Here is a 24,140-nt window from a genome sequence, read left to right on the forward strand (position 1 = left end):
GCTATCTGCCTGCCAGCTCGCCAAGTACCGCGCGCACGACGTCCAGCCCTTGCTTGAGCTGCGCGCGGCTGGTGGCGGCCGACAGGCTGATCCGCACTGCCCTCACTTCATCGCCCCCCACCGCGAAGACACTGGCCGGCACCACTTCGACCCCCCGTGCCCGGCACGCCCCTACCAAAGCTTCAGCAGGCCCTGGGGTGTTCACCCAGACATGCGGCGAGGGTTCATCCTGAGCACGCATCGCTTCACCGAATACCCGCCGCGCCAGGCGCCAGCGCTCCCCGATTTCCTCCCGTTGCCAAGCCAGTCGCCGCGCGGCTGTGCCATTGGCGATCCATTGGCAGGCGATGCGCAGGTTCAGCGGTGATACCGGCCAGTGCGTGGCCCGGGCATGCGGGTCGATGTGTTCCAGCACCGATGCCGGTGCGGCGATCCAGCCCAGGCGCAGCCCCGCCGCGACCGTCTTGGACAAGCTGCTGACGAGTATCCCCTGACCGTCGAGCAAGGGGTACAAGGGCGCCCGCTCGCTCAGCGCGCCATAGACATCGTCCTCGATCACCCGCAGGCCGTGGCGCTTCACCACCTCGGCGACGGCCTGGCGACGGCTGTCGCTCATGCACGCCCCGGTGGGGTTGTGCAGGGTGGGTGTGGTCACCAGCACCTTGGCGCCGGTGGCCCGCGTCACCCGGTCGAGCTCATCCGGGCGCAGCCCTTGGTGATCCAGGGCCACGCCATGCACTGGCAGGCGCAACTGGCGGCACGCAGCCTTTATCCCTGGTGCGGTCAGGGCTTCGACCATGACCGCCTCGCCAGGCTGGCACAGCGACTGCAGCACACAGGCCAGCCCTTGCTGGGCGCCGCCGCACAGCAGCAGGTCGTCAGCGCCCAGCGTCAGCCCGCGCTGGGCCAGCCAGCGTGCGCCGTGCAGACGAGCGAGCAGCAACTGGTCATGATCGAGGTAGTGATCGAGCAGGTTGAGGTCGTCCGCCTGCAGCAATGCCTGGAGGCTGTGCTGCAGGTCGTGCGGGTGCGGATCGGCCACGGGTACGTTGGTCGACAGGTCGATCAGCGACGAATGCCGGTCGTGCTGCTTGAGGCGAAACAGCGTTGCTTCCTTGCTACCCGCCAATACGTAGGTACCTCGCCCGACTTCGCCGGCCACCAGATGTCGCGCGGCAGCTTCGCGATAAGCCTGCTGGGTGGTGCTCGGGTTGAGCCCCAGCTTCCAGGCCAGGCGCCGTTGTGGCGGCAGGCGTTCCCCTACCTTGAGCTCACCGCGTTCGATGGCGGCGGCGATGGCATCGACCAGTGCCAGGTAGCGGGGTTGGGCGTCGTCGATCAGTTCCGGGGTCCACACGAAATTGCTACCCATGCAATATAAGGTTTGACCCATACAATGCCCGGCGCTCAGGATCGTCGCAACTGCCCTCGATGAAGGATGATCGCCATGTTCGACCTCACAGCCCTGCGCGAAGCCGCCGATTTCGTTCACCAGCATGTGCCTGCGACGCCACAGCACGTCTGGCCGTTGCTCGCCGAGCGGGTCGGCTGCCAACTGTGGGTCAAGCATGAGAACCATGCGCCGACTGGCGCATTCAAGGTACGCGGCGGGCTGGTCTATGTGCGCTCGCTGCTGGCCAGCGGTGATGTGCCTCCGGGTCTGGTCACCGCCACCCGCGGCAATCACGGTCAGAGCATGGCCCTGGCGGCGCGCCAGGCAGGCTTGCCGCTGGTGATCGTGGTGCCCGAAGGCAACTCGCGGGAGAAGAACGCCGCCATGCGTGCGCTGGGTGCGGAACTGATCGAGCACGGTGTCGATTTCGACGTGGCCCGTGAGTACGCCGCCCAGCTGGCTGAACAGCGCGGCTACCGGATGGTGCCCTCGTTCCACCCGGAGCTGGTACGCGGCGTGGCGACCTATGCGCTGGAGCTGTTCGAGGCCGTGTCGGAGCTCGACACCGTGTATGTGCCGATCGGCATGGGTTCGGGCATCTGCGGGCTGATCCAGGCGCGCAACCTGCTGGGGCTGCGGACCGAGATCGTTGGCGTGGTGTCCAGCGCTGCGGATGCCTATGCACAGAGCTTCGAGCTGGGGCGTATCGTCACCACGGCCACCGCCGCCACCTTTGCCGACGGCATGGCCTGCCGCGTGCCGCACCCGGACGCCTTCGCCCTGGTGCGCGAGCATGCCGCGCGGATCGTGCGGGTGAGCGATGACGAAATCGCCCAGGCCATGCGCCTCTACCACGAGACCACCCACAACACCGCCGAAGGCGCGGGCGCCGCAGCGCTGGCCGCACTGTTGCAGGAGCGCGAACGCCAGCAGGGCAGGAGGGTTGCGGTGGTGTTGAGCGGGGCCAACGTGGACCGGGCGCGTTATGCGCAGGTGTTGGCTGGGTAGAGAGTGCGCAACGAAAAATCCTGAATCAGTATCGGCGAGAGTGGTGATATCTTAATTTGATAGCACTTTCTATAGGGCGGGAGTTGGGATATGAGTTGCATGCGCTACAAGGGCTATGTTGCCCGCATCGATTACGACGACCGCGACGACCTGTTCGTCGGCCGTGTACTGGGGATGCGTGACATCATCAGCTTTCACGCAAGCTCGGTGCCTGCGTTGCACGAAGCTTTCGCTCAAGCCTTGGAAGATTATCTGGCGGATTGTGCCGAGCAGGGCATTGCCCCGGAAAAACCGGCCTCCGGCAAAGTGATGCTGCGTATTCGTCCTGAAGTGCACGCTGCCGCAAGTGTCGCAGCGCGAGCTGCAGGCAAGAGTCTCAACCAATGGGCCGACGAAGTGTTCGAGCAGGCGGCGCGGGCTTGAACCTGCGAAGGCCCGTCGGCACAGGCCGATAACGGAAAACCGCAAAAAGTTTTCCAGCGTTGTCGATTCCTCCCATCCCCAGTCGACCATCAGTGAAGGCGCCGCAAACACTCGGCGCCACCCACTGATGACCTGCTGGAGGCTTCCCCATGAATACCGCCGCCGAAACCGAAATCCGTCAACTCATCGAAGGCTGGATCCAGGCTGTGCGCGAGCGCGACCTGCCGGCCATCGTCGCGCCCTATGCCGATGACATCGTTGCCTTCGACGCCATTCAGGCCCTGCAATTCAAGGGCAAGGCTGCCTACCAGGCGCATTGGGAAATGTGCATGGGCTTTTGCACCGGTCCGATGGTCTTCGAGGTGGCCGAGCTGGACGTTCAGGCCGATGGCGACCTGGCCCTGGCGCATTGGCTCAACCGCTGCGGCCCGGCCGACGATGAAAGCCAGTGCGGCTTCATGCGCGTCACGGTGGGCTATCGTCGTAGTGCAGGGCGCTGGCAGGTGATCCATGAGCACTGGTCGGCACCGTTCGACATGGAAACCCAGAAGGCTCGCTTCGACCTCAAGCCCTGAACCGCCCGTCAGCTGGAGACGATCATGAAATACCTGTGCCTGGTCTATTGTGACGAGGGGCTGTTGCACAGCCTGCCCGACAGCCCCGAAGACGCCGAGTGCATGGCTTACGCCGAGTCCCTGCACGGCTCAGGGCGGATGCTTGCGGCCGAGGCGCTCAAGCCGGTGCAGACGGCCACCACCGTGCGCATGCGCGCTGGCAAGATGAGCCTGACCGACGGGCCCTTCGCCGAAACCAAGGAACAACTGGCCGGCTTTTACCTGGTCGATGCCCGCGACCTCAACGAGGCACTGAACATCGCCAAAGGCATTCCGGCGGCGCGGGTCGGCAGTGTCGAAGTGAGGCCGGTGCGCGAACTGCAACCCTGATGACGGGAGGTCAGCCAAGATGACGCCGCGGACCGCAACACGATGACGGGTGATGAGCTGCATGCCCAGGTCGAGGTTATCTACCGCCGCGACTCGCGGCGCATCCTGGCGACCCTGATCCGTCTGTTGGGTGATTTCGACCTCGCCGAGGAGGCCCTGCATGATGCCTTCTTCATTGCCGTCGAACGCTGGCAACGCGACGGCATGCCGGCCAACCCGCGGGCCTGGCTGGTCTCGGCCGGGCGTTTCAAGGCCATCGATGCCTTGCGCCGCCGCGCCCGTTTCGACCGCTCGCAGGCACAGCTGATCATGCAACTCGAAGACCCGGCGCAGGATCCGAGCGAGGAGGAACTGCTCGCTGACGACCGTTTGCGCTTGATCTTCACCTGTTGCCACCCGGCGTTGTCCGCCGATGCCCAGGTGCCTTTGACCCTGCGTGAGGTGTGCGACCTGACCACCGAGCAGATCGCCCGCGCGTTCCTGCAGTCGCCCTCGACCATCGCCCAGCGCATCGTGCGGGCCAAGGCCAAGATCCGCGATGCACGGATTCCCTACCAGGTGCCCGCGATGGGCGAACTGGCCGAGCGCCTGGAAAGTGTGTTGCGGGTGATTTACCTGGTGTTCAACGAAGGCTATTCGGCATCGGCAGGGGAAGACCTGGTGCAGCGCGACCTGTGCGACGAGGCGATTCGCCTGGGGCGGCTGCTGGCGCAATTGCTGCCAGACCCGGAGGTGTTCGGCCTGCTGGCGTTGATGCTGTTGCAGGCCTCGCGGCTGCGGGCGCGCACCGATGGCGAAGGCGAGCTGGTGCTGCTCGACCAGCAGGACCGTAGCCTGTGGGACAAGGCACAGATCGAGGAGGGGTGCGCCCTGGTGCGTCATGCGCTGGGCAGCCGTGATATCGGGCCCTACAGCGTGCAGGCGGCGATCGCTGCGGTGCATGCCGAGGCCGCCAGCGCCCAGGAGACCGACTGGGCAGAGATCGTCGGCCTGTATGACGTGCTGCTGCGGCACTGGCCGTCACCTGTGATCGAACTCAACCGCGCAGTGGCGCTGGCCAGTCGTGACGGCGCGGCGACGGGCCTGGCAGAGGTGGAGGCGATTCTGGGGCGGGGCGAGTTGCTCGACTACCATCTGGCCCATGCGGCCCGGGCTCAGTTGCACGGGCAACTGGGCCATGTGCAGCAGGCCCGGGAGGCGTGGGTCAGGGCGCTGGCGCTGGCCCGCCAGGAACCCGAGCGGCGGCATATCGAGCGCTGCCTCAGGGCGTTGGAGCCCTGTCGCAGGTAGATCCGCGACAGGATACTGCTCGGTCAGCCGGCAACAAAGTTCGGCGGCGATACCAGCTCCACCGTCTGCTGCTTGCGGGGTGCCAGGATCTCGGCCTCGCCCTCGACTACCAGTTCGTCGTTCTGGTTGTACACGTTGGTGGCGATGCGCACCTTGAACTTGGGCAGCTTCTCGAGGATTTCCAGGCGTACGGTCAGGGTGTCGCCAATCTTCACCGGCTTCTGGAAGCTCATCTTCTGCCCCAGGTAGATGGTGCCGGGGCCTGGCAGGGTGCAGGCAACCGCAGCGCTGATCAGTGCGCCGCTGAACATGCCGTGGGCGATGCGCTCGCGGAACATGCTCTTGGCCGCGAACTCGGCGTCCAGGTGCACGGGGTTGTGGTCACCGGACATGGCGGCGAACAGCTGGATGTCGCGTTCTTCCACCGATTTTTCATAGCTGGCTTTCTGGCCGACTTCGAGGGCTTCGTAGGGCGTGTTGGTGACCTGGGTCATCAGGGCTTCCTTGGAGGGACGAGGTGGTGCACATCATTCGCTGCGGGCAGGGCGGCCAAGGGCCAGTGCCTGCTCCAGCCAGGTAATGATGTCGTGGGTGACCTCGTCGCGATTGGTTTCGTTGAGCACTTCGTGGCGTGCCTGCGGGTAGACGCGCAATTGTACATGGCGATTGCCGGTCGCGCGCAGGGCGTTGGCCAGGTGGGTGAGACGCTTGCCAGCGCTGACCGGATCACATTCGCCGCCGATCACCAGCATCGGCAGGTTCGGATCGATCTGCGCCAGATGGCGCGGCTGGCTGATCTGTGCAAGGCCTTGCAACAGGTCGAGCCACAGCTGGTTGCTGCAACGAAAGCCGCACAGCGGGTCGTCGACGTAGGCGTCGACCTCGGCCGGGTCGCGGCTGAGCCAGTCGAACGCCGTGCGGTTGGGTTTGAAGGCCTTGTTGAACGAGCCGAACGACAGCCAGTCGATCAGCGCGCTCTTGCCCTCCACCCCCTGGCGCCAGGCCTCCAGGCGGGCGATCAGGCGTGCTGCGCGATAGAGCGCAGCCGGCTGGAAGTTCGAGCCGCTGAGCACCGCCCCGTGCAGGCTGCCACTGTGGTGCAGCAGGTACGCCTGGGCGATGTAGCTGCCCATGCTGTGGCCGAACAGGAACAGCGGCGTGCCGGGGAACTGCTGGCCGATGTGCTGGCTGAGCAGGCCCAGGTCGTTGACCACCGTGTTCCAGCCGTGGTGGTGGGCAAACCGGCCGAGGCTACCTAGCTCTGCGGTGCGGCCGTGGCCACGTAGATCAGGGGCGAACAGGGCAAAGCCGGCATCGTTCAGCGCATGGCCCAGGCGCCGGTAGCGCCCGGCGTGCTCGGCCATGCCATGGGCCAGCAGCACCACGGCCTTGACCGGCGTCTGCGGCAGCCACTGGTGGACGTACAGACTGCAGTGCTCGCTGGCGGGCAGCCAGAAGGCGTCGTGGGCCATGGAAAATCCTTTGTGCACGGGATTGAGCTCAGTGTATGCACAATGACCAGGATTGCAGCAGGGGCACAAATAAGATTCACAATGTTAATGGCAGGCCTTGGCGTATTTGCCACCTCCGGCTTACCTGCTAACGTCGGCTCAACGCCTTTTTGCCGTTGGGCAATCAGGTCATGGACGGTTCAGGCTGAGGAACAACAATAAATGCAAGCCGACTTCTGGAATGACAAGCGCCCGGCGGGCGTGCCTTCCACCATAGACATCACTGCTTACAAATCCGTCGTCGAAGTGTTCGAGCGTTCCTGCAAGCGCTTCGCCGACCGCCCGGCGTTCAGCAACCTCGGCGTCACCCTCAGTTACGCCGAGCTGGAGCGCCATTCGGCGGCCTTTGCGGCCTGGTTGCAACAGCACACCGACCTCAAGCCCGGTGATCGCATCGCCGTGCAGATGCCCAATGTCCTGCAATACCCCATCGCCGTCTTCGGCGCGATGCGCGCCGGGCTGATCGTGGTCAACACCAACCCGCTGTACACCGAGCGCGAGATGCGCCACCAGTTCAAGGATTCCGGCGCCCGTGCGCTGGTCTACCTGAACATGTTCGGCCAGCGCGTGCAGACGGTGCTGCCCGACACCGGCATCGAATACCTGATCGAGGCGAAGATGGGCGACCTGCTGCCGGCCGCCAAGGGCTGGCTGGTCAACACGGTGGTCGACAAGCTGAAGAAGATGGTGCCGGCCTACCGCCTGCCCCAGGCCGTGTCGTTCAAGCAGGTACTGCGCGAGGGCCGTGAACTCACGTACAAGCCGGTGGTGCAGGCGCTCGAGGATGTCGCCGTATTGCAATACACCGGCGGCACCACGGGGCTGGCCAAGGGCGCGATGCTCACCCACGGCAACCTGGTCGCCAACATGCTGCAGGTGCTGGCCTGCTTCGCCCAGCACGGGCCCGACGGCCAGCCGCTGATCAAGGAAGGGCAGGAGGTGATGATCGCGCCGCTACCGCTGTATCACATCTATGCCTTCACTGCGAATTGCATGTGCATGATGGTCACGGGCAATCACAACGTACTGATCACCAATCCGCGCGACATTCCGGGCTTCATCAAGGAGCTGGGCAAGTGGCGCTTTTCGGCATTGCTGGGCTTGAACACCTTGTTCGTCGCGCTGATGGACAACCCGGGCTTCAAGTCGCTGGATTTCTCGGCGCTGAAGGTCACCAACTCGGGCGGCACAGCGTTGGTCAAGGCCACCGCCGAGCGCTGGGAGAGCCTGACCGGCTGTCGCATCGTCGAGGGTTACGGCCTGACCGAAACCTCACCGGTGGCGAGCACCAACCCCTACGGGCAACTGGCGCGGCTGGGTACGGTGGGCATCCCGGTGGTCGGCACCGCGTTCAAGGTCATCGACGACGACGGCAACGAGATGCCGCTGGGCGAACGCGGCGAGCTGTGCATCAAGGGGCCGCAGGTCATGAAGGGCTATTGGCAACAGCCGGAGGCGACAGCCCAGGCGCTGGATGCCGACGGCTGGTTCAAGACCGGTGACATCGCGGTGATCGACCCGGACGGCTTCACCCGCATCGTCGACCGCAAGAAGGACATGATCATCGTCTCGGGCTTCAACGTGTATCCCAACGAGATCGAGGACGTGGTCATGGGCCACCCGCAGGTGGCCAGTTGCGCGGTGATCGGCGTGCCCGACGAACGCTCCGGCGAAGCGGTAAAACTGTTCGTGGTTCCTCGGGCGGGCGGTGTCAGCGTCGAGGAGCTCAAGACCTTCTGCAAGGCCAACTTCACCGGCTACAAGGTGCCCAAGCACATCGTGCTGCGCGATTCACTGCCCATGACGCCGGTAGGCAAGATCCTGCGTCGGGAGTTGCGCGACATCGCCTGAAATCCAGCGCATCTGTGGGAGCAATTGTCTTGCTCAGAATTTAAAGTCCAGCCCAATCCCTGTGGGAGCGGGTTTGTCCCGCGATCGGGCGCGAAGCGGCCGTAGAACCTGGCACCGAGATTTATCAGGACGATCTCGACTGCCTGGCTTGCGGCCGCTTCGCGCCCGATCGCGGGACAAGCCCGCTCCTACAGGGACCGAGTCGACTGCCGCACGCACCGCAATGCGACATTTTGATTAAATACTCTAGAAATGACTTATAGAGTTCATTGAGTCACTTTGGTGACTGTTGAGGCTTGCTAAGCCCTCTAGGCGACCCCAGGCAAAGCTGTTACTCTCGGCGCGCTTTCAGATGATGCGGTTTGCAATGAATCCCTTCATCTCATATCAATAATAAACGCATCGACGCGTGAAGAATTCGCTGTTGCTAAAGGAGTGGGCTTCCATGATCGAACATTTTTGGAAGGATAAATACCCAGCCGGAATTACGGCGGAAATCAATCCTGACGAATTCCCCAACATCCAGGCCGTACTGAAGCAATCCTGCCATCGCTTCGCCGACAAACCGGCGTTCAGCAACCTCGGCAAGACCCTCACCTACGGCGAGCTGTATACCCTGTCCGGCGCTTTCGCGGCCTGGCTGCAACAGCACACCGACCTCAAGCCCGGCGATCGCATCGCCGTGCAACTGCCCAATGTACTGCAATATCCCGTCGCTGTGTTCGGTGCCATGCGCGCCGGCCTGGTCGTGGTCAACACCAACCCGCTGTACACCGCGCGTGAACTCGAGCATCAGTTCACCGACTCCGGTGCCAAGGCCGTGGTGTGCCTGGCCAACATGGCGCACCTGGTCGAGAAGGTCCTGCCCAAGACCCAGGTCAAGCATGTCATCGTCACCGAGGTGGCCGACCTGCTGCCACCGCTCAAGCGCGTGCTGATCAACAGCGTCATCAAGTATGTGAAGAAGATGGTGCCGGCCTACAGCCTGCCCCAGGCGGTGCGCTTCAACGACGCACTGGCCAAGGGCCGCGGCCAGCCGGTCATCGAGGCCAGCCCGCAAGCCAATGACGTGGCTGTGCTGCAATACACCGGCGGCACTACGGGTGTGGCCAAGGGCGCGATGCTGACCCACCGCAATCTGGTCTCCAACATGCTGCAGTGCCGCGCCTTGATGGGCTCGAACCTGCAGGAAGGCTCCGAGATCATCATCACGCCGCTGCCGCTGTACCACATCTATGCGTTCACCTTCCATTGCATGGCCATGATGCTGATCGGCAACCACAACGTGCTGATCAGCAACCCGCGCGACCTGCCGGCGATGGTCAAGGAACTGGGCAAGTGGAAGTTCAGCGGTTTCGTCGGGCTGAACACCCTGTTCGTCGCCCTGTGCAACAACGAAACCTTCCGCAGCCTGGACTTCTCGGCGCTGAAGGTGACGCTTTCCGGTGGCATGGCCCTGCAACTGAGCGTGGCCGAGCGCTGGAAGGCGGTCACCGGCTGCGCCATCTGCGAAGGCTACGGCATGACCGAGACCAGCCCGGTGGCGGCGGTCAACCCGTCCGAAGCCAACCAGATCGGCACCATCGGTATCCCGGTGCCGTCCACCCTGTGCAAGGTCATCGACGACAGCGGCCAGGAACTGCCGCTGGGAGAAGTCGGTGAGCTGTGCATCAAGGGCCCGCAGGTGATGAAGGGCTACTGGCAGCGCGAAGACGCCACCGCCGAGATCCTCGACAGCGAAGGCTGGCTGAAGACCGGCGACATCGCGGTGATTCAGCCCGACGGCTACATGCGCATCGTCGACCGCAAGAAGGACATGATCCTGGTCTCGGGCTTCAACGTGTACCCCAACGAGCTGGAAGACGTGCTGGTCGCCCTGCCGGGCGTGCTGCAGTGTGCCGCGATCGGCGTGCCGGACGAGAAGTCGGGCGAGGTGATCAAGATGTTCATCGTCGCCAAGCCGGGTGTCACGCTGACCAAGGAGCAGGTGATGGAGCACATGCGTGCCAACGTCACCGGCTACAAGGTGCCGCGTTTCATCGAATTCCGCGATGCCCTGCCGACCACCAACGTCGGCAAGATCCTGCGTCGTGAGCTGCGCGACGAAGAGATGAAGAAGCTGGGGCTGAAGAAGATCGCCTGATTCACACCGGCCCGCTCCTGCAAGAGCGGGCCGGTGTTGGTTTCAGCGCAACTTTTCCAGCATCTGGTAGTACCACATCCCCACCGATAGCAGCGGATTGCCCAGCAAATCCCCCATCGGCACCTTGATGTGCTTGCATGCGGCGAACGTGTCGAACTTCTCCAGCGTCCCGGTCAATGCCTCGGCCATGATCTCGCCCATGATGTGGCTGGTCGCGATGCCATGCCCGGAGTAACCCTGGCAGTACCAGACGTTGTCCGACAGCTTGCCCAGCTGTGGGATGCGGTTGACCACGATGCCCATGGCGCAGCTCCACTTGAATTCGATCGGCACGCCCTTGAGCGCCGGAAAGGTGCGCTCGATGCAAGGGCGCAGCTCGGCTTCGATGTCCCGCGAATCACGCCCCGAATAGTTGGCGCCACCTCCGAACAGCAGGCGCTTGTCTGCGGTCAGGCGGTAGTAGTCGAGCACGAAGCGACAGTCGTACACCGCCAGGTCCTCGGGGTTGATCTGCTCGGCCAGCTCGCCCAGCGGCGCGGTGGTGACGATCCCGCCCATGGCCGGGAAGATCTTGCCCTTGAGCTGGCGCTGCTCGAGCTTGTGGTACACATCGCCCGCCAACAGGATCTGGCGCGCCTCGATCCGGCCATTGGCGGTGACCACTGCCGGGCTCGGGCCGTGGACGATATCCAGCACTTCCGAATTTTCGAAGACCAGCGCGCCGAGGCTGTGCGCAGCCCGCGCCTCGCCCAGGCACAGATTGAGCGGATGCAGGTGCAGGTTGCGCGTGTTCTTCAGTGCCCCGAGATACAGCGGGCTCTGCAGGTGGCGCGAGATGCCCTGGCGGTCGAGCAGTTGCACCTGGTCGCCCATGCCACGGCGCTGGGCCTCGGCTTCGAAGGCGCGCAGTTCCTCCAGGTGCGACGGCTTCATTGCGGCATGCAGGTGGCCGCGCTTGAGGTCGCACTGGATGCCGTAGCGCGCCACGCGCTGCTCGATGATCTGGTGCCCGCGCCAGCGCAGGTGCCAGATGAAATCGTCTACCTCGCTGCCGAGCCGGTCACGCATCTGGGTGCGCATGGCCTCGTCGCCGGACAGGCTGCCAGTCACCTGGCCACCATTGCGCCCGCTGGCGCCCCAGCCGATGCGGTTGGTCTCGACGATGGCGACCTTCAGGCCGCGCTCTGCCAGCTCCACGGCGGTGGCGACGCCGGTGAAGCCGCCACCGATGATCGCCACATCAACCTGCTCGGTGCCGTTGAGCGTCGGGTACTCGGTCCGGTCGTTGAGGGTGGCGCTGTAGTAGGACGGTGCGCGCTGGGCCGGGCCGTTGTTCAGTGCTGCGTTCATGGGATGTTCCTTGTTCTGAATAGGGTAGGGCTCAGGCCTGGTGCAGGTACCAGCGCCAGTCCTGTTCGCTGACTTCGGCCATGAACTGGCGGTATTCGGCGCGTTTGACCTTCAGGTATACCCCGAGGAACGCATCGCTCAGCGCTTCGCGAGCCCAAACCGAGTGCTCCAGTGCATCGAGGGCGGTGAGCCAGTCGGTGGGCAGGTGCTCGGTGGCCTGGGCATAGCCGTTGCCCTCGACCGGAGCGCCAGGGTCCAGTTGTTCGCGAATGCCTTGGTGCGTGGCGGCGAGAATGGCCGCGGCAGCCAGATAAGGGTTGGCATCGGCGCCGCAGATACGGTGCTCGATGTGTCGGCTGGGGGCCGGGCCGCCGGGGACGCGCAGGCTCACGGTGCGGTTGTCGACACCCCAGGTCGGCGCCAGCGGCGCATAACTGTTGGCCTGGAAGCGGCGGAACGAGTTGGCGTTGGGGCAGAACAGCAGCAGCGAATCGCGCAGGTGGCGCAGCATGCCCGCCACGGCCTGGCGCAGCAGCGGCGTACCGGCCGGGTCTTCGCTGGCGAACAGGTTGCGGCCTTCGCTGTCAGCCAGGCTCAGGTGCATGTGCATGCCGGTGCCGGCGATCTGGGCGAAGGGCTTGGCCATGAAGCAGGCCTGCATGCCGTGGGCATGGGCCACGCCCTTGACGAGGCGCTTGTAGCGCACGGCCTGGTCCATCGCTGCCAGCGCATCGCCGTGTTCCAGGGTGATTTCCACCTGGCCGGGGGCATACTCGGAAATCGCCGTGCGTGCCGGAATACCCTGGGCCTTGCAGGCGGCATACAGGTCGGCGAGGAAGGGCTCGATCTGTTCCAGCTCACGCAGGCCATAAACCTGTGTGCTGCGTGGTCGGCCGCCGTCGCTGTCGAGCGCCGGTTGCGGGCGGCCCTGGGCATCGCGCTGCTGGTCGAGCAGGTAGAACTCCAGCTCGCAGGCCATCACCGGGTGATAACCGTCGGCCTTCAGGGCCTCGATGGTGCGCAGCAGGACATGGCGCGGGTCGGCAATGCTGGCGGGCAGGCCTTCGCTGGGGTGCATGCTGACCTGCACCGCGGCGGTCGGCACCCGGCGCCAAGGCAGGCGTACCAGGCTGCCGTCCAGGGGGTAGGCGCGGCAGTCGATGTCACCGACATCCCAGACCAGGCCCGAGTTTTCCACATCGTCGCCATTGAGGGTCAGGCCAAGGATGGTGCTGGGCAGCGGCCGGCCGCTTTCATACACCGCCATCAGCTCGTCACGGTGCAGCAGCTTGCCGCGCGGCACGCCGTTGGCGTCGAGGATGAACAGTTCGATCAGGTCGATGTCGGGGTTTTCGGCCAGGAAACGGCGGGCTTGCTCGGGGTTGGCAAAGTGCATGGGGCTCGCTCGCGCCCCTGTCGTTCAGGGGCGCACAAGACCACCGCGGGTTGGCGCGGCGCGTCGGACGGATTCAGGCAGCCGCGGGGCTGCGGTAGGCGTCAATGGACAGCGAGCGAGGTATCCGGCGGGCGAGCATGGCGGCAGTGCCACAGGGCCCAGAAGGCGAGGATGACGTGGACCAGCGGATTTTCACCGGCGCGGGCCCTGACCTTCGGCAGCGAAGGGCGTGACATCGGGGGCGCGGTGATCGGGTCGGGAATCATGCCCTGGATACTCACATGGTGGGTAAGGTTGATTAAAGCAGTGAATGGCGACGTTCACTCCAGAGCTGGCTAAACATTTGCGCCGCTTGGTGATTGGGTTTCGGAGTAGTCCTACGAGGTGTTCAGACCGTAATGGATAGGGGGCCACAGTCCAGAAGCCTGATGCTGATCATTTAATCCGGGGTAGTGATGGCTGACGTCTTTGCAGTTGGCTTCATCTGCATTCTCGCGGTAGGCGTCGACTGGCTGTTCCGGTCTAGCAGGCTCCGAGTGTTCATGTATCTGGTTTTCATGGCAGCAGCGATTACGAGTTGCACGAAACTGGGTAAGCACGAAAACCTGTTGCTCGACGGTTTGATCTGGACCGTCTTTTTCACGATGGCTGGCACACGACTGCTGTTCAAGCGTTCGCGGTATTTCGAACGGGATCGGGGCTGATCGGAAATTGCCGGGGTGCACGCTCGCGTAGGGGGTAACTGTCTTGTTCAAAATCTGATAACCAGCTCAGTCCTTGTGGGAGCGGGCTCGCCTGCGAAGAGGCCGGTACAGGCAGCAGAGAACCGCCAAATCTGCGACAATCGCGCATCCTCAAGAATGCCGATCATGCAAAAGCAGGCTCACCTGCATCATCAGAAAGCCCCATGACTGACCACGCCATCGACAAACTGCTGCAAAACCTCGACCACGCCATGATCGCCGACCGCCATCGCCTGCGGCGGCAACTGCACGAGCTGCGCAAGCGCCCCGACGAGGGCAAGCTGGCGCAGTGGGTGGAGAAGGTCCAGGCGTCCTGCGCCCAGGTCACCGCGCGCCAGCAGAGCGTGCCGAGCATCCGCTACGACGACAGCCTGCCCATCGCCGCCAAGCGCGACGAGATCAAGAAAGCCCTGGCCGAGCACCAGGTGCTGGTGATCGCTGGCGAAACCGGTTCCGGCAAGACCACCCAGTTGCCGAAGATCTGCCTGGAGCTGGGCCGCGGCAGTCATGGCCTGATCGCCCATACCCAGCCGCGCCGGATCGCCGCGCGCAGCGTGGCGACGCGGGTTGCCGAAGAGCTCGGCACACCCCTTGGGGCGCTGGTCGGTTACCAGGTGCGCTTCGAGGACCAGAGCGACTCCAACACCCTGGTCAAGCTGATGACCGACGGTATCCTGCTGGCCGAAACCCAGCACGACCGCTTCCTCGAACGCTACGACACGATCATCGTCGACGAAGCCCACGAGCGCAGTCTGAACATCGATTTCCTGCTCGGCTACCTCAAGACCCTGCTGCACCGGCGCCCCGACCTCAAGCTGATCATCACCTCGGCGACCATCGACCTGGAGCGTTTCTCCAAGCACTTCGATGGCGCGCCGATCATCGAGGTGTCCGGCCGTACCTACCCGGTGGACACCTGGTACCGCCCGCTGACCAGCGAGCAGGACGAGGAGGGCAACCAGGTCGAGGACGACCTCACGGTCGACCAGGCGATCCTCGCCACGCTGGATGAAATCGCCCACCACGAGCGCAGCCAGGGCAAGGGCCCGGGCGATGTGCTGGTGTTCCTGCCCGGCGAACGCGAGATTCGCGATGCCGCCGAGATCCTGCGCAAGGCGCAGCTGCGCCACACCGAGATCCTGCCGCTGTACGCGCGCCTGACTCCGGCCGAGCAGCAGAAAATCTTCCAGTCCCACAGTGGCCGACGCGTGGTGCTGGCGACCAACGTTGCCGAAACCTCGCTGACCGTGCCGGGCATCCGCTACGTGATCGACAGCGGTACCGCGCGCATCAGCCGCTACAGCTACCGCGCCAAGGTCCAGCGCCTGCCCATCGAGGCGGTGTCGCAGGCCAGCGCCAACCAGCGTAAAGGCCGTTGCGGGCGGGTCGAGCCGGGTATCTGCATCCGTCTCTACAGCGAAGATGATTTCAACGGCCGCCCAGCGTTCACCGACCCCGAGATCCTGCGCACCAACCTGGCGGCGGTGATCCTGCAGATGCTGCACCTGCGCCTGGGCGAGATCGACGCGTTTCCGTTCATCGAGCCGCCGGATGGCAAGGCCATCAGCGACGGCTTCAACCTGTTGCAGGAGCTCTCGGCGGTCAACCGCGAGAACCAGCTCACGCCGCTGGGCCGCCAGTTGGCGCGCCTGCCGATCGACCCGCGGTTGGGCCGCATGCTGCTCGAAGGTGCACGCCAGGGCAGCCTGCAGGAAGTGCTGATCGTCGCCAGTGCGCTGTCGGTACAAGACCCGCGCGAGCGTCCGCCGGAGCGCCAGCAGGCCGCTGACCAGGCGCACGCGCAGTGGAAAGATGTCGATTCGGACTTCGCCGCGCTGGTCAACCTGTGGCGCGGCTTCGAGGAGCAGCGCCAGGCGCTGACCGCCAACCCGCTGCGCAACTGGTGCCGCAAGAACTTCCTCAGCTACCTGCGCCTGCGCGAGTGGCGTGATGCGCATCGCCAGCTGTCGCTGATCTGCCGTGACCTGCAGCTGGCGGTGAACAAGGATGCCTCCGATTACCAGCGCATGCACAAGGCGATCCTCAGCGGTCTGCTCAGCCAGATCGGCCACAAGACCGAAGAGGGTGATTACCAGGGCGCGCGCCAGCGACGCTTCTGGGTGCACCCTTCGTCCGGCATCGGCCGTAAGCGCCCGCAGTGGGTGATGGCGGCCGAGCTGGTGGAAACCACCAAGCTGTATGCGCGCATGGTCGCCAAGATCGAGCCGGACTGGATCGAGCCGCTGGCCGGGCACCTGATCAAGAAGAACCATTTCGAGCCGCACTGGGAGAAGAAGCGCGGGCAGGTGGTCGCCTATGAACAGATCACGCTGTATGGGTTGATCCTGGTCGGTCGACGCCCGGTGCACTTCGGTCCGATCGATCCGGTGACCTCGCGCGAGCTGTTCATCCGCGAGGGGCTGGTCGGTGGCGAGATCCAGTCCAGGGCCAAGTGCCTGTCGGCCAACAAGCGCCTGCTCGAGCAGCTCGATGAGCTGGAAGCCAAGGCCCGCCGTCGTGACATCCTGGCCGACGAAGAGACGCTGTACGCCTTCTACGAGGCGCGCCTGCCGGAAGAGATTCACCAGACCGCGACCTTCGACAGCTGGTATCGGATGAACAGCCAGAAGGACGCCAACCTGCTGATCATGCGCGAAGAGGACGTGCTCGCCCGTGAGGCCAGCGAAGTCACCGCCGCGCAGTACCCGGACCACCTGCAGGTGGGCGACCTGCGCCTGCCGCTGAGCTATCACTTCGAACCCAATCACCCGCGCGACGGTGTCACCGTCCGGGTGCCAGCGCCCTTGTTGCCGAACCTGCCGGGCGAACGCCTGGAGTGGCTGGTGCCGGGGCTGCTGGAAGCCAAGTGCGTGGCCCTGGTGCGCAATCTGCCCAAGGCCTTGCGCAAGAACTTCGTGCCGGTGCCGGACTTCGTCAAGGCGGCGTTGTCGCGCATGACCTTCGGCCAGGGCGCCTTGCCGCAGGCCCTGGGCCAGGAACTGCTGCGCATGACCGGCGCGCGGGTCTCGGACGAGGCGTGGGCCGAATCGGCGGGGCAGGTCGAAGGACACCTGCGCATGAACATAGAAGTGGTCGACGGCCAGGGCAAGTTCCTCGGCGAAGGCCGCGACCTGGCCGAGCTGACCGCGCGCTTCGCCGCTGCCAGCCAGGCCGCGCTGGCGTTGCCACGTAGCGAGAAAACCGAACAGCCGGTGCAGGCCAAGGCCTTCGCCCAGGTGGCGCAGACTGCCCAGCAGAAGATCGCCGGCCTTTCGCTGACGGTGTATCCGGCACTGGTGGAAGACAACGGCGCGGTGCGCGAGGGGCGTTTCTCGACCCAGGCCGAAGCCGAATTCCAGCACCGGCGCGCGCTGCAGCGCCTGTTGCTGCAACAGCTGGCCGAGCCTGCCAAGTTCCTGCGCGGCAAGCTGCCGGGGCTGACCGAGCTGGGGCTGCTGTACCGCGAGCTGGGCCGGGTCGAATCGCTGGTCGAGGATATCCTGCTGGCCAGCCTCGACAGCTGTGTGCTCGAAGGCGAGACGCCACTGCCGCGCGACGGCGCCGCGCTGGCCTCGCTCGCTGAACGCAAGCGTGGCGACTGGGCCGAGCATGCCGAGCGGCTGGCACGCCAGACCCTGGAAGTGCTCAAGCTGTGGCATGGCCTGCAGAAGCGCTTCAAGGGCAAGATCGACCTGAGCCAGGCCGTGGCACTGAACGATATCAAGCAGCAACTGGGCAACCTGGTGTACCCAGGCTTCGTGCGCGAGACGCCGTCGCAGTGGTTCAAGGAACTGCCGCGCTATCTGAAGGCCATCGAGCTGCGCCTGGAGAAGCTGGGCTCGCAGGTACAGAAGGACCGGGTCTGGAGCGGCGAGCTGGGCAACCTGTGGACGCAGTACAAGACCCGCGCCGACAAGCATGCCCAGGAGGGCAAGCGTGACGCCGAACTGACCCTGTATCGCTGGTTGCTGGAGGAATACCGGGTGTCGCTGTTCGCGCAGCAGTTGGGGACGAAAGTGGCGGTTTCCGATAAGCGATTGAGCAAGCAGTGGAGTTTGGTGGAAGCCTAAATTCCTTGAGTTGTGGCAATATTGGTGCAATTTGGGCCGCGTTGCGGCCCATCGCGGGACAACCCCGCTCTCACTTTGTGGGAGCGGGCTTGCCCCGCGATCGAGGGCGCAGCCCTCGCTGACGATCTCAAGTTGGCACTAAAGTGCCATTAATCACAGCCCATCCCGGCCAACGCCCGCCAGGCGCAGGCCACAGACCAGAGGAACGACCGTGCACAACGTCGTGATCAGCGGCACCGGCCTGTATACCCCGGCCCAGAGCATCTCCAACGAAGAACTGGTGGAATCCTTCAACACCTGGTCGCAACAGTTCAACGCAGACAACGCCGCCGCCATCGAGCGTGGCGAGGTCGAGCCGGCGCCGCTGTCCGACGCGGCGTTCATCGAAAAGGCGTCGGGCATCAAGAGCCGCTTCGTCATGGACAAGGCTGGCATCCTCGACCCGCAGCGCATGAAGCCACGCCTGCCGGAGCGCTCCAATGACGAGTACTCCATTCTTTGCGAAATGGCCGTGGCTGCAGCCCGCCAGGCGCTGGAGCGCGCCGGTCGTACCGCTGCCGACCTCGATGGGGTGATCGTCGCCTGTTCCAACCTGCAGCGCGCCTATCCTGCGATCGCCATCGAAGTGCAGCAGGCCTTGGGTATCCAGGGCTTCGGCTTCGACATGAACGTGGCCTGCTCCTCGGCCACCTTCGGTATCCAGAACGCCGCCAACAGCATTCAGCTCGGCCAGGCCCGGGCGATCCTGATGGTCAACCCGGAGATCTGCACCGGCCACCTGAACTTCCGTGACCGCGACAGCCACTTCATCTTTGGTGATGCCGCCACTGCCGTATTGCTCGAGCGCGCCGACCAGGCCACATCGAAGCATCAGTTCGACATCGTCAGCACCAAGCTGCTGACCTCGTTCTCCAACAATATCCGCAACAACTTCGGCTTCCTCAACCGTGCGGCGGAGGAGGGTGAAGGCACCCGCGACAAGCTGTTCGTGCAGGAAGGACGCAAGGTGTTCAAGGAAGTCTGCCCGATGGTCGCCGAGCTGATCGGCAAGCACCTGGCCGAGAACGACCTGCAGCCTTCCGACGTCAAGCGCTTCTGGCTGCACCAGGCCAACCTGAGCATGAACCACCTGATCGTCAAGAAGCTGCTGGGGCGTGAGGTGAGCGAGCAGGAGGCACCGGTGATTCTCGACCGTTATGCCAACACCAGTTCGGCCGGCTCGGTGATTGCCTTCCACCTGTACCAGGATGACCTGGAGCAAGGGTCGGTGGCGGTGCTGAGCTCGTTCGGGGCGGGGTATTCGATTGGTAGTGTGATTCTGCGCAAGCGCTGATAACGGCGGCGGCCTTTTCGCGAGCTTTCCCGCGAAAAGGCCGTGGTATTTTCAGCAGCCGAAAAAAAGCGGGAAGCGCCGGATGGGGTCGGCACTTCCCGCTGAGCTACGCAGGGGAGCGTTCGTTTAGAACTTGGCTTCCAGGTCGACCTGCAGGGTGTCGACGTCCGCGTCGGTGTTCGGCAGCTGCGAACGGTCGGTCTTGGCCATCAGGTAAGCCGCGCCGACAGCGAAGTTCTTGTCGATTTCGTAACCGACCTTGAACTTGTGACCACGGTTACCGGTGAAGCCGTTGCCGAAGTCGGAGTCGGTGAAGGCGCTGACCACAGCGTTGCGCTGCACGTCGCGGTAGTTGTAGTCCAGGCTCCAGGCGCCGAGCTTGGTCTTCACACCCGCCAGCCAGGCCTTGTCTTCGCCGTCGGTGCTGTCGGTGTTCTTCACGTACTGACCGTAGGCTGCCAGCGGGATGGCGAAGCCGGTGAAGTCGATCTGACCGAAGCCTTCCACCAGGTTGAACTCGGTGGTGGTGTTGCCGAACTGACGCAGAGCGGCAGATTCCTTGTCGTTGTCGTAGCCGTAGATGCTGCCGCCAACGGTGACCTTGAGGGTATCAGCCGGTGCGAAGCGAGCCCCCAACTGGCCGTGGTACAGCTGGGCGTCGTGCTTGAACTGCACGCCGTCGCCGTCGACGTTGTCCTTGAGGGTGTACTGACCGGCGCTACCGAACAGCTCGGCGCCGCCCAGGTTGGTCTTGTAGGTGACAGCCACACCTTCAGGGTTCAGGTCGCTATCCCAGATGATGTCGCCCATGCTCACCCAAGGCTGTTGCATCTTGCCGCCGATCAGGTGCAGGTTCGGGATGGCGGTCGGGTGCCAGTCGAGGTAGGCCAGGTCGACCCACAGCGATTTCTTTTCGAAGTAGTTGTCCAGGCTCTGGTTGGTCGAACGGCCATCGGCGCTGCTGCCGGTGGCGATACGCACGCCAGCGTCGACCTGCGGGTTGATTTCGCTGTAGAAGCCGACGCGGGCACGGACGCGCTCGCGGTCCTGGTTGCCGCTGCCGCTGCGTGGGTTGTCGACGTTGACGTCTTCGTAACGCAGGCGCACGTCACCCTTGATCTGGGTCTTGGCGGCCCATGCCACTTTCTGTTCGAAGGAGCTCAGGCGCTCGGACTGTGCCTTCTGGTCGGCCTTTTCCTTGGTTTCTTTTGCCAGATCGGCCTGCAGTTCGCTGTACTGCGCCTGGTTGATCGAGCCGTTGGCGCGGAGCATTTCGAGCAGCTTGGCGTCGACTGCAGCACTGGCCGGGGCGCTCAGGGCCAGCATCATGCCGGTGAGGCTAACTCCGGTAAGTGTAGAAACAAGACGCATAAGGTTCTCCCTATTGGAAAAGTGTGGGGAGGCTTTTGTGCGCCCACCCCCAAGTTGGCATGTCTCCGGAAAAGGCCTGACTAGACAGGTTCTCGGCATCCGAAAAACAGGCGCAAGTATTGCGAGGGGGGATTACAGAATAATGTCTATTTAGTGGCACTACTGTTAAGTAATTACTCACATGGTTATAAGAACAGTCATCGTCATTTGAGCGATCCGGCACCTTTGGCGATACTGGCGACCTGTGTTCAGGAGCCGACGTCGTGACCAGCCTCTACAGCCTTGCCCACCTGCGTGATCTGCCGGCACTGTCCTGGGACGCGCTGGTGCCTGCCGGCCAGCCGTTCCTCAGCCATGCTTTTCTCAGTGCGCTGGAAGACAGCGGTAGCGTCAGCCGCCAGACCGGCTGGGCCGCCGAGCACCTGGTGCTGGAGCGTGACGGCGAGGTGCGGGCGTTACTGCCGGCCTACCGTAAGTGGCATTCGTTCGGTGAGTACGTGTTCGACCATGGCTGGGCCGATGCCTGTGAGCGTGCGGGTATCGCCTATTACCCCAAGCTGCTCGGGGCAGTGCCGTTCAGCCCGGTCAGCGGGCCACGACTGCTGAGCGCGGACCCCGCTGACGCCCTGCTGTTGTTGCAGGCGTTGCCGGAGTACCTGGTCAAGGGTGAGCTGTCCGGTGCGCACATCAACTTCACCGACAGCAGCCTGGACGAGCAGATGCTCGCCCAGCCGGGCTGGATGGAGCGCCTGGGCTGCCAGTTCCATTGGCGCAACCGTGGTTATCGCGACTTTCAGGACTTTCTCGACACCCTCAGTTCGCGCAAGCGCAAGCAGATGCGCAAGGAGCGCGAACAGGTGGCCGGGCAGGGCATCGACTTCCAGTGGCTGCGTGGCGATGAGCTTGACCAGGCGCGTTGGGATTTCGTCTACCGCTGCTATGCCAACACCTATGCGGTGCGGCGACGTGCGCCCTACCTGACCCGCGAGTTCTTCAGCCTGCTGGCCGAGCGCATGCCCGAGGCACTGCGGGTGGTGGTCGCACGGCAGAGCGGCCGCGACGTGGCCATGGCCTTGAGCCTGGTCGGAGGCGACAGTTTCTATGGTCGCTACTGGGGCTGCCTGGACGAATTCGACCGCCTGCATTTCGAGACCTGCTTCTACCAGGGCATGGATTATGCGATTGCCGAAGGGTTGCAGCGGTTCGACGCCGGGGCCCAGGGGGAGCACAAGCTGATTCGCGGATTCGAGCCGGTGCTGACGCGCTCGTGGCACTACTTGCGCCATCCGGGGCTGCGGCGGGCGGTGGATGAGTTCCTGGCCCAGGAGCGAGACGGAGTGAGGGCCTATGCCGAGCAGGCACGGGAGATGTTGCCTTATCGGCAGGAGTGAGCGGGTTGTGTTGGATGCTTCGCGGGTAAACCCGCTCCCACAGGTTGTGGGAGCGGGTTTACCCGCGAAAAGGCCCTTGAGGCGATATCAATCGACTCCGACGAACCCGCCCGTCTGGTGATGCCACAACCGGGCGTACAACCCCTGCTGAGCCAGCAGCTCGGCATGGCTGCCGCTCTCGACGATACGCCCCTTCTCCAGCACCACCAGCCGATCCATCCGGGCGATGGTCGACAGGCGGTGTGCGATGGCGATCACAGTCTTGCCCTGCATCAGGGTTTCCAGGCTCTCCTGGATCGCCGCCTCGACTTCCGAGTCCAGCGCCGAGGTTGCCTCATCCATGATCAGGATCGGCGCATTCTTCAGCAGCACGCGGGCAATGGCGATGCGCTGGCGCTGGCCGCCGGAGAGCTTGACCCCACGCTCGCCCACATGGGCGTCGAAGCCGGTGCGGCCCTGGGCGTCGGACAACTGCGGGATGAACTCGTCAGCCCGGGCGCGGCGCACCGCCTCCCAGACTTCCTCGTCGCTTGCGTCCGGCCGGCCATACAGCAGGTTGTCGCGGATCGAGCGGTGCAGCAGCGAGGTGTCCTGGGTGATCATGCCGATCTGCGCACGCAGGCTGGCCTGGTTGACCTGGGCGATATCCTGGCCATCGATGAGGATGCGTCCGCCCTGCACGTCGTACAGGCGCAGCAGCAGGTTGACGAGCGTGGACTTGCCCGCGCCGGACGGGCCGATCAGGCCGATCTTCTCGCCCGGGCGAATATCCAGGTTCAGCCCATCGATGACCTTGCCACCCTTGCCGTAGTGGAAGTCCACGTCGTCGAAGCGCACACCACCACGGCTTACTTTCAATGCTGGGGCATTGGGCGTGTCGGTGACCGAAACCGGCTGGGCAATGGTCTGCAGGCCATCCTGGACCATGCCGATGTTCTCGAAGATGCCGTTGACCACCCACATGATCCAACCGGACATGTTGACGATACGGATCACCAGGCCCGTGGCCAGGGCTATGGCGCCGACGCTGATCAGCGACTGGCTCCACAACCACAGTGCCAGGCCAGTGGTGGCGACCACCAGCAGGCCGTTGAGGGTGGTGATGACCACATCCATGCTGGTGATGACCCGTGAAGCCAGTTGCGTCTTCTCGGTCTGCTCGCTGATCGCTTCGCGGGCGTACTGCTGTTCGTAGTCGGTGTGGGCGAACAGCTTGAGGGTGGCGATGTTGGTGTAGCCATCGACGATCCGCCCCATCAGTTTGGAGCGTGCGTCAGACGACACCACTGAGCGCTCCTTGACCCGTGGCACGAAGTAGTAGAGTGCGGCGATATAGCCGACGATCCATACCAGCAGCGGAATCATCAGGCGCCAGTCGGCCTCGGCGAACAGCACCAACGAGCTGATCGCGTAGATCAGCACGTGCCACAGCGCATCCACCGCCTGCACCGCCGAGTCGCGCAGCGAGTTGCCGGTCTGCATGATGCGCTGGGCGATGCGCCCGGCGAAGTCGCTCTGGAAGAAGTTCAGGCTCTGCTTGAGCACATAGGTGTGGTTCTGCCAGCGGATCAGGCTGGTCATCCCCGGGTTGATGGTCTGGTGCACCAGCAGGTCGTGCAGGCCGAAGAACACCGGCCGCAGCACCAGCACGACCACCAGCATCCAGATCAGCTCGGTGCTGTGCTCGCTGAAGAAGTTGATGTTGGGCGTGCCCTGGGCCAGGTCGATGATCCGGCTCAGGTAGCTGAACAACGCCACCTCGATCAGCGAGGCGACCAGGCCGACCACCAGCAAGGCGAGAAAGCTCGGCCAGACCTGGCGCAGGTAGTACAGGTAGAACGGCCAGACCGTGCTCGGCGGCGCCTCGCTGGGCGCCTCACGGAAAATGTCGATCAGTTGCTCGAAGCGACGGTACAGCATGGA

General features: G+C 64.2%; 18 protein-coding genes. 11 read left to right on the forward strand and 7 right to left on the reverse strand.

All coding sequences use genetic code 11. The features are described 5' to 3' along the window. Nucleotide 1: 1 nt before the first annotated feature. Nucleotides 2-1,372 carry an aminotransferase-like domain-containing protein gene (locus ACTYOL_RS07570; protein ID WP_444757732.1) on the reverse strand — a complete coding sequence of 457 codons (1,371 nt, stop codon included), beginning with the start codon at nucleotides 1,370-1,372 and terminating at the stop codon, nucleotides 2-4. Nucleotides 1,373-1,447: 75 nt separating this feature from the next. Between ACTYOL_RS07570 and ACTYOL_RS07575 the strand changes: the two genes are divergently transcribed. The 5 genes from ACTYOL_RS07575 to ACTYOL_RS07595 all read left to right on the forward strand — a co-directional run bounded on the left by ACTYOL_RS07575 (nucleotide 1,448) and on the right by ACTYOL_RS07595 (nucleotide 5,058). Continuing rightward, nucleotides 1,448-2,401: a threonine dehydratase gene (locus ACTYOL_RS07575; protein WP_444757733.1), complete on the forward strand. Its 954-nt coding sequence runs from the start codon at nucleotides 1,448-1,450 to the stop codon at nucleotides 2,399-2,401. A gap of 90 nt (nucleotides 2,402-2,491) precedes the next feature. Continuing rightward, a complete protein-coding gene (locus ACTYOL_RS07580; protein ID WP_197889922.1) occupies nucleotides 2,492-2,824 on the forward strand; it encodes a type II toxin-antitoxin system HicB family antitoxin in 333 nt (110 codons plus the stop codon). Between the two features lie 149 nt (nucleotides 2,825-2,973). Continuing rightward, on the forward strand, nucleotides 2,974-3,399 hold the full coding sequence (locus tag ACTYOL_RS07585; protein WP_197889920.1) for a YybH family protein: 426 nt from the start codon (nucleotides 2,974-2,976) through the stop codon (nucleotides 3,397-3,399). Nucleotides 3,400-3,423: 24 nt separating this feature from the next. Further along, on the forward strand, nucleotides 3,424-3,768 hold the full coding sequence (locus ACTYOL_RS07590; RefSeq protein WP_063543704.1) for a YciI family protein: 345 nt from the start codon (nucleotides 3,424-3,426) through the stop codon (nucleotides 3,766-3,768). Between the two features lie 42 nt (nucleotides 3,769-3,810). Then, nucleotides 3,811-5,058 (forward strand): RNA polymerase sigma factor, encoded by a 1,248-nt coding sequence (locus tag ACTYOL_RS07595; protein WP_200603397.1) that lies wholly within the window; start codon nucleotides 3,811-3,813, stop codon nucleotides 5,056-5,058. 23 nt (nucleotides 5,059-5,081) lie between these two features. Here the strand turns inward: ACTYOL_RS07595 and ACTYOL_RS07600 are convergent, their stop codons facing one another. Both ACTYOL_RS07600 and ACTYOL_RS07605 read right to left on the reverse strand, forming a co-directional pair. Continuing rightward, entirely contained in the window at nucleotides 5,082-5,552 is a 471-nt protein-coding gene (locus tag ACTYOL_RS07600) for a MaoC family dehydratase (protein WP_054893311.1), read from the reverse strand. A 33-nt stretch (nucleotides 5,553-5,585) separates the two neighbouring features. After that, the gene (locus ACTYOL_RS07605) at nucleotides 5,586-6,530 is read right to left on the reverse strand and encodes a lysophospholipase (RefSeq protein WP_444757734.1); all 945 of its coding nucleotides are present in this window, start codon (nucleotides 6,528-6,530) and stop codon (nucleotides 5,586-5,588) included. Nucleotides 6,531-6,731: 201 nt separating this feature from the next. Between ACTYOL_RS07605 and fadD2 the strand changes: the two genes are divergently transcribed. Beyond that, nucleotides 6,732-8,420, forward strand: coding sequence for a long-chain-fatty-acid--CoA ligase FadD2 (gene fadD2 / locus ACTYOL_RS07610; RefSeq protein ID WP_444757735.1), 1,689 nt, complete (start codon nucleotides 6,732-6,734; stop codon nucleotides 8,418-8,420). 445 nt (nucleotides 8,421-8,865) lie between these two features. Continuing rightward, the gene (gene fadD1 / locus ACTYOL_RS07615) at nucleotides 8,866-10,563 is read left to right on the forward strand and encodes a long-chain-fatty-acid--CoA ligase FadD1 (RefSeq protein ID WP_153772346.1); all 1,698 of its coding nucleotides are present in this window, start codon (nucleotides 8,866-8,868) and stop codon (nucleotides 10,561-10,563) included. 42 nt (nucleotides 10,564-10,605) lie between these two features. On the opposite strand, the gene ACTYOL_RS07620 is transcribed toward fadD1, so the two are convergent. Next, a complete protein-coding gene (locus ACTYOL_RS07620) occupies nucleotides 10,606-11,913 on the reverse strand; it encodes an NAD(P)/FAD-dependent oxidoreductase (protein WP_125930476.1) in 1,308 nt (435 codons plus the stop codon). Between the two features lie 31 nt (nucleotides 11,914-11,944). Beyond that, the gene (locus ACTYOL_RS07625; protein ID WP_444757736.1) at nucleotides 11,945-13,309 is read right to left on the reverse strand and encodes a glutamine synthetase family protein; all 1,365 of its coding nucleotides are present in this window, start codon (nucleotides 13,307-13,309) and stop codon (nucleotides 11,945-11,947) included. A gap of 455 nt (nucleotides 13,310-13,764) precedes the next feature. On the opposite strand from ACTYOL_RS07625, the gene ACTYOL_RS07630 reads away from it, so the two are divergent. From ACTYOL_RS07630 to ACTYOL_RS07640, 3 genes are all read left to right on the forward strand, one after another. Next, nucleotides 13,765-14,013, forward strand: coding sequence for a hypothetical protein (locus ACTYOL_RS07630; RefSeq protein WP_200603396.1), 249 nt, complete (start codon nucleotides 13,765-13,767; stop codon nucleotides 14,011-14,013). Between the two features lie 203 nt (nucleotides 14,014-14,216). Continuing rightward, nucleotides 14,217-18,122: an ATP-dependent RNA helicase HrpA gene (gene hrpA, locus ACTYOL_RS07635; protein ID WP_444757737.1), complete on the forward strand. Its 3,906-nt coding sequence runs from the start codon at nucleotides 14,217-14,219 to the stop codon at nucleotides 18,120-18,122. A 211-nt stretch (nucleotides 18,123-18,333) separates the two neighbouring features. Continuing rightward, nucleotides 18,334-19,455: a beta-ketoacyl-ACP synthase III gene (locus ACTYOL_RS07640; protein ID WP_444757738.1), complete on the forward strand. Its 1,122-nt coding sequence runs from the start codon at nucleotides 18,334-18,336 to the stop codon at nucleotides 19,453-19,455. A gap of 126 nt (nucleotides 19,456-19,581) precedes the next feature. Here the strand turns inward: ACTYOL_RS07640 and ACTYOL_RS07645 are convergent, their stop codons facing one another. Then, the gene (locus ACTYOL_RS07645) at nucleotides 19,582-20,826 is read right to left on the reverse strand and encodes a putative porin (RefSeq protein ID WP_054893302.1); all 1,245 of its coding nucleotides are present in this window, start codon (nucleotides 20,824-20,826) and stop codon (nucleotides 19,582-19,584) included. Nucleotides 20,827-21,089: 263 nt separating this feature from the next. Between ACTYOL_RS07645 and ACTYOL_RS07650 the strand changes: the two genes are divergently transcribed. After that, a complete protein-coding gene (locus tag ACTYOL_RS07650) occupies nucleotides 21,090-22,217 on the forward strand; it encodes a GNAT family N-acetyltransferase (protein ID WP_197889902.1) in 1,128 nt (375 codons plus the stop codon). A gap of 87 nt (nucleotides 22,218-22,304) precedes the next feature. Here ACTYOL_RS07650 and ACTYOL_RS07655 read toward each other — a convergent pair whose 3' ends face one another. Then, nucleotides 22,305-24,137 (reverse strand): ABC transporter ATP-binding protein, encoded by a 1,833-nt coding sequence (locus tag ACTYOL_RS07655; RefSeq protein ID WP_153772351.1) that lies wholly within the window; start codon nucleotides 24,135-24,137, stop codon nucleotides 22,305-22,307. Between the last annotated feature and the right edge of the window lie 3 nt (nucleotides 24,138-24,140).

Origin of the sequence: Pseudomonas sp. A014 (genome assembly GCF_052378495.1) — a bacterium.
Classification (GTDB): Bacteria; Pseudomonadota; Gammaproteobacteria; order Pseudomonadales; family Pseudomonadaceae; genus Aquipseudomonas; species Aquipseudomonas machongensis.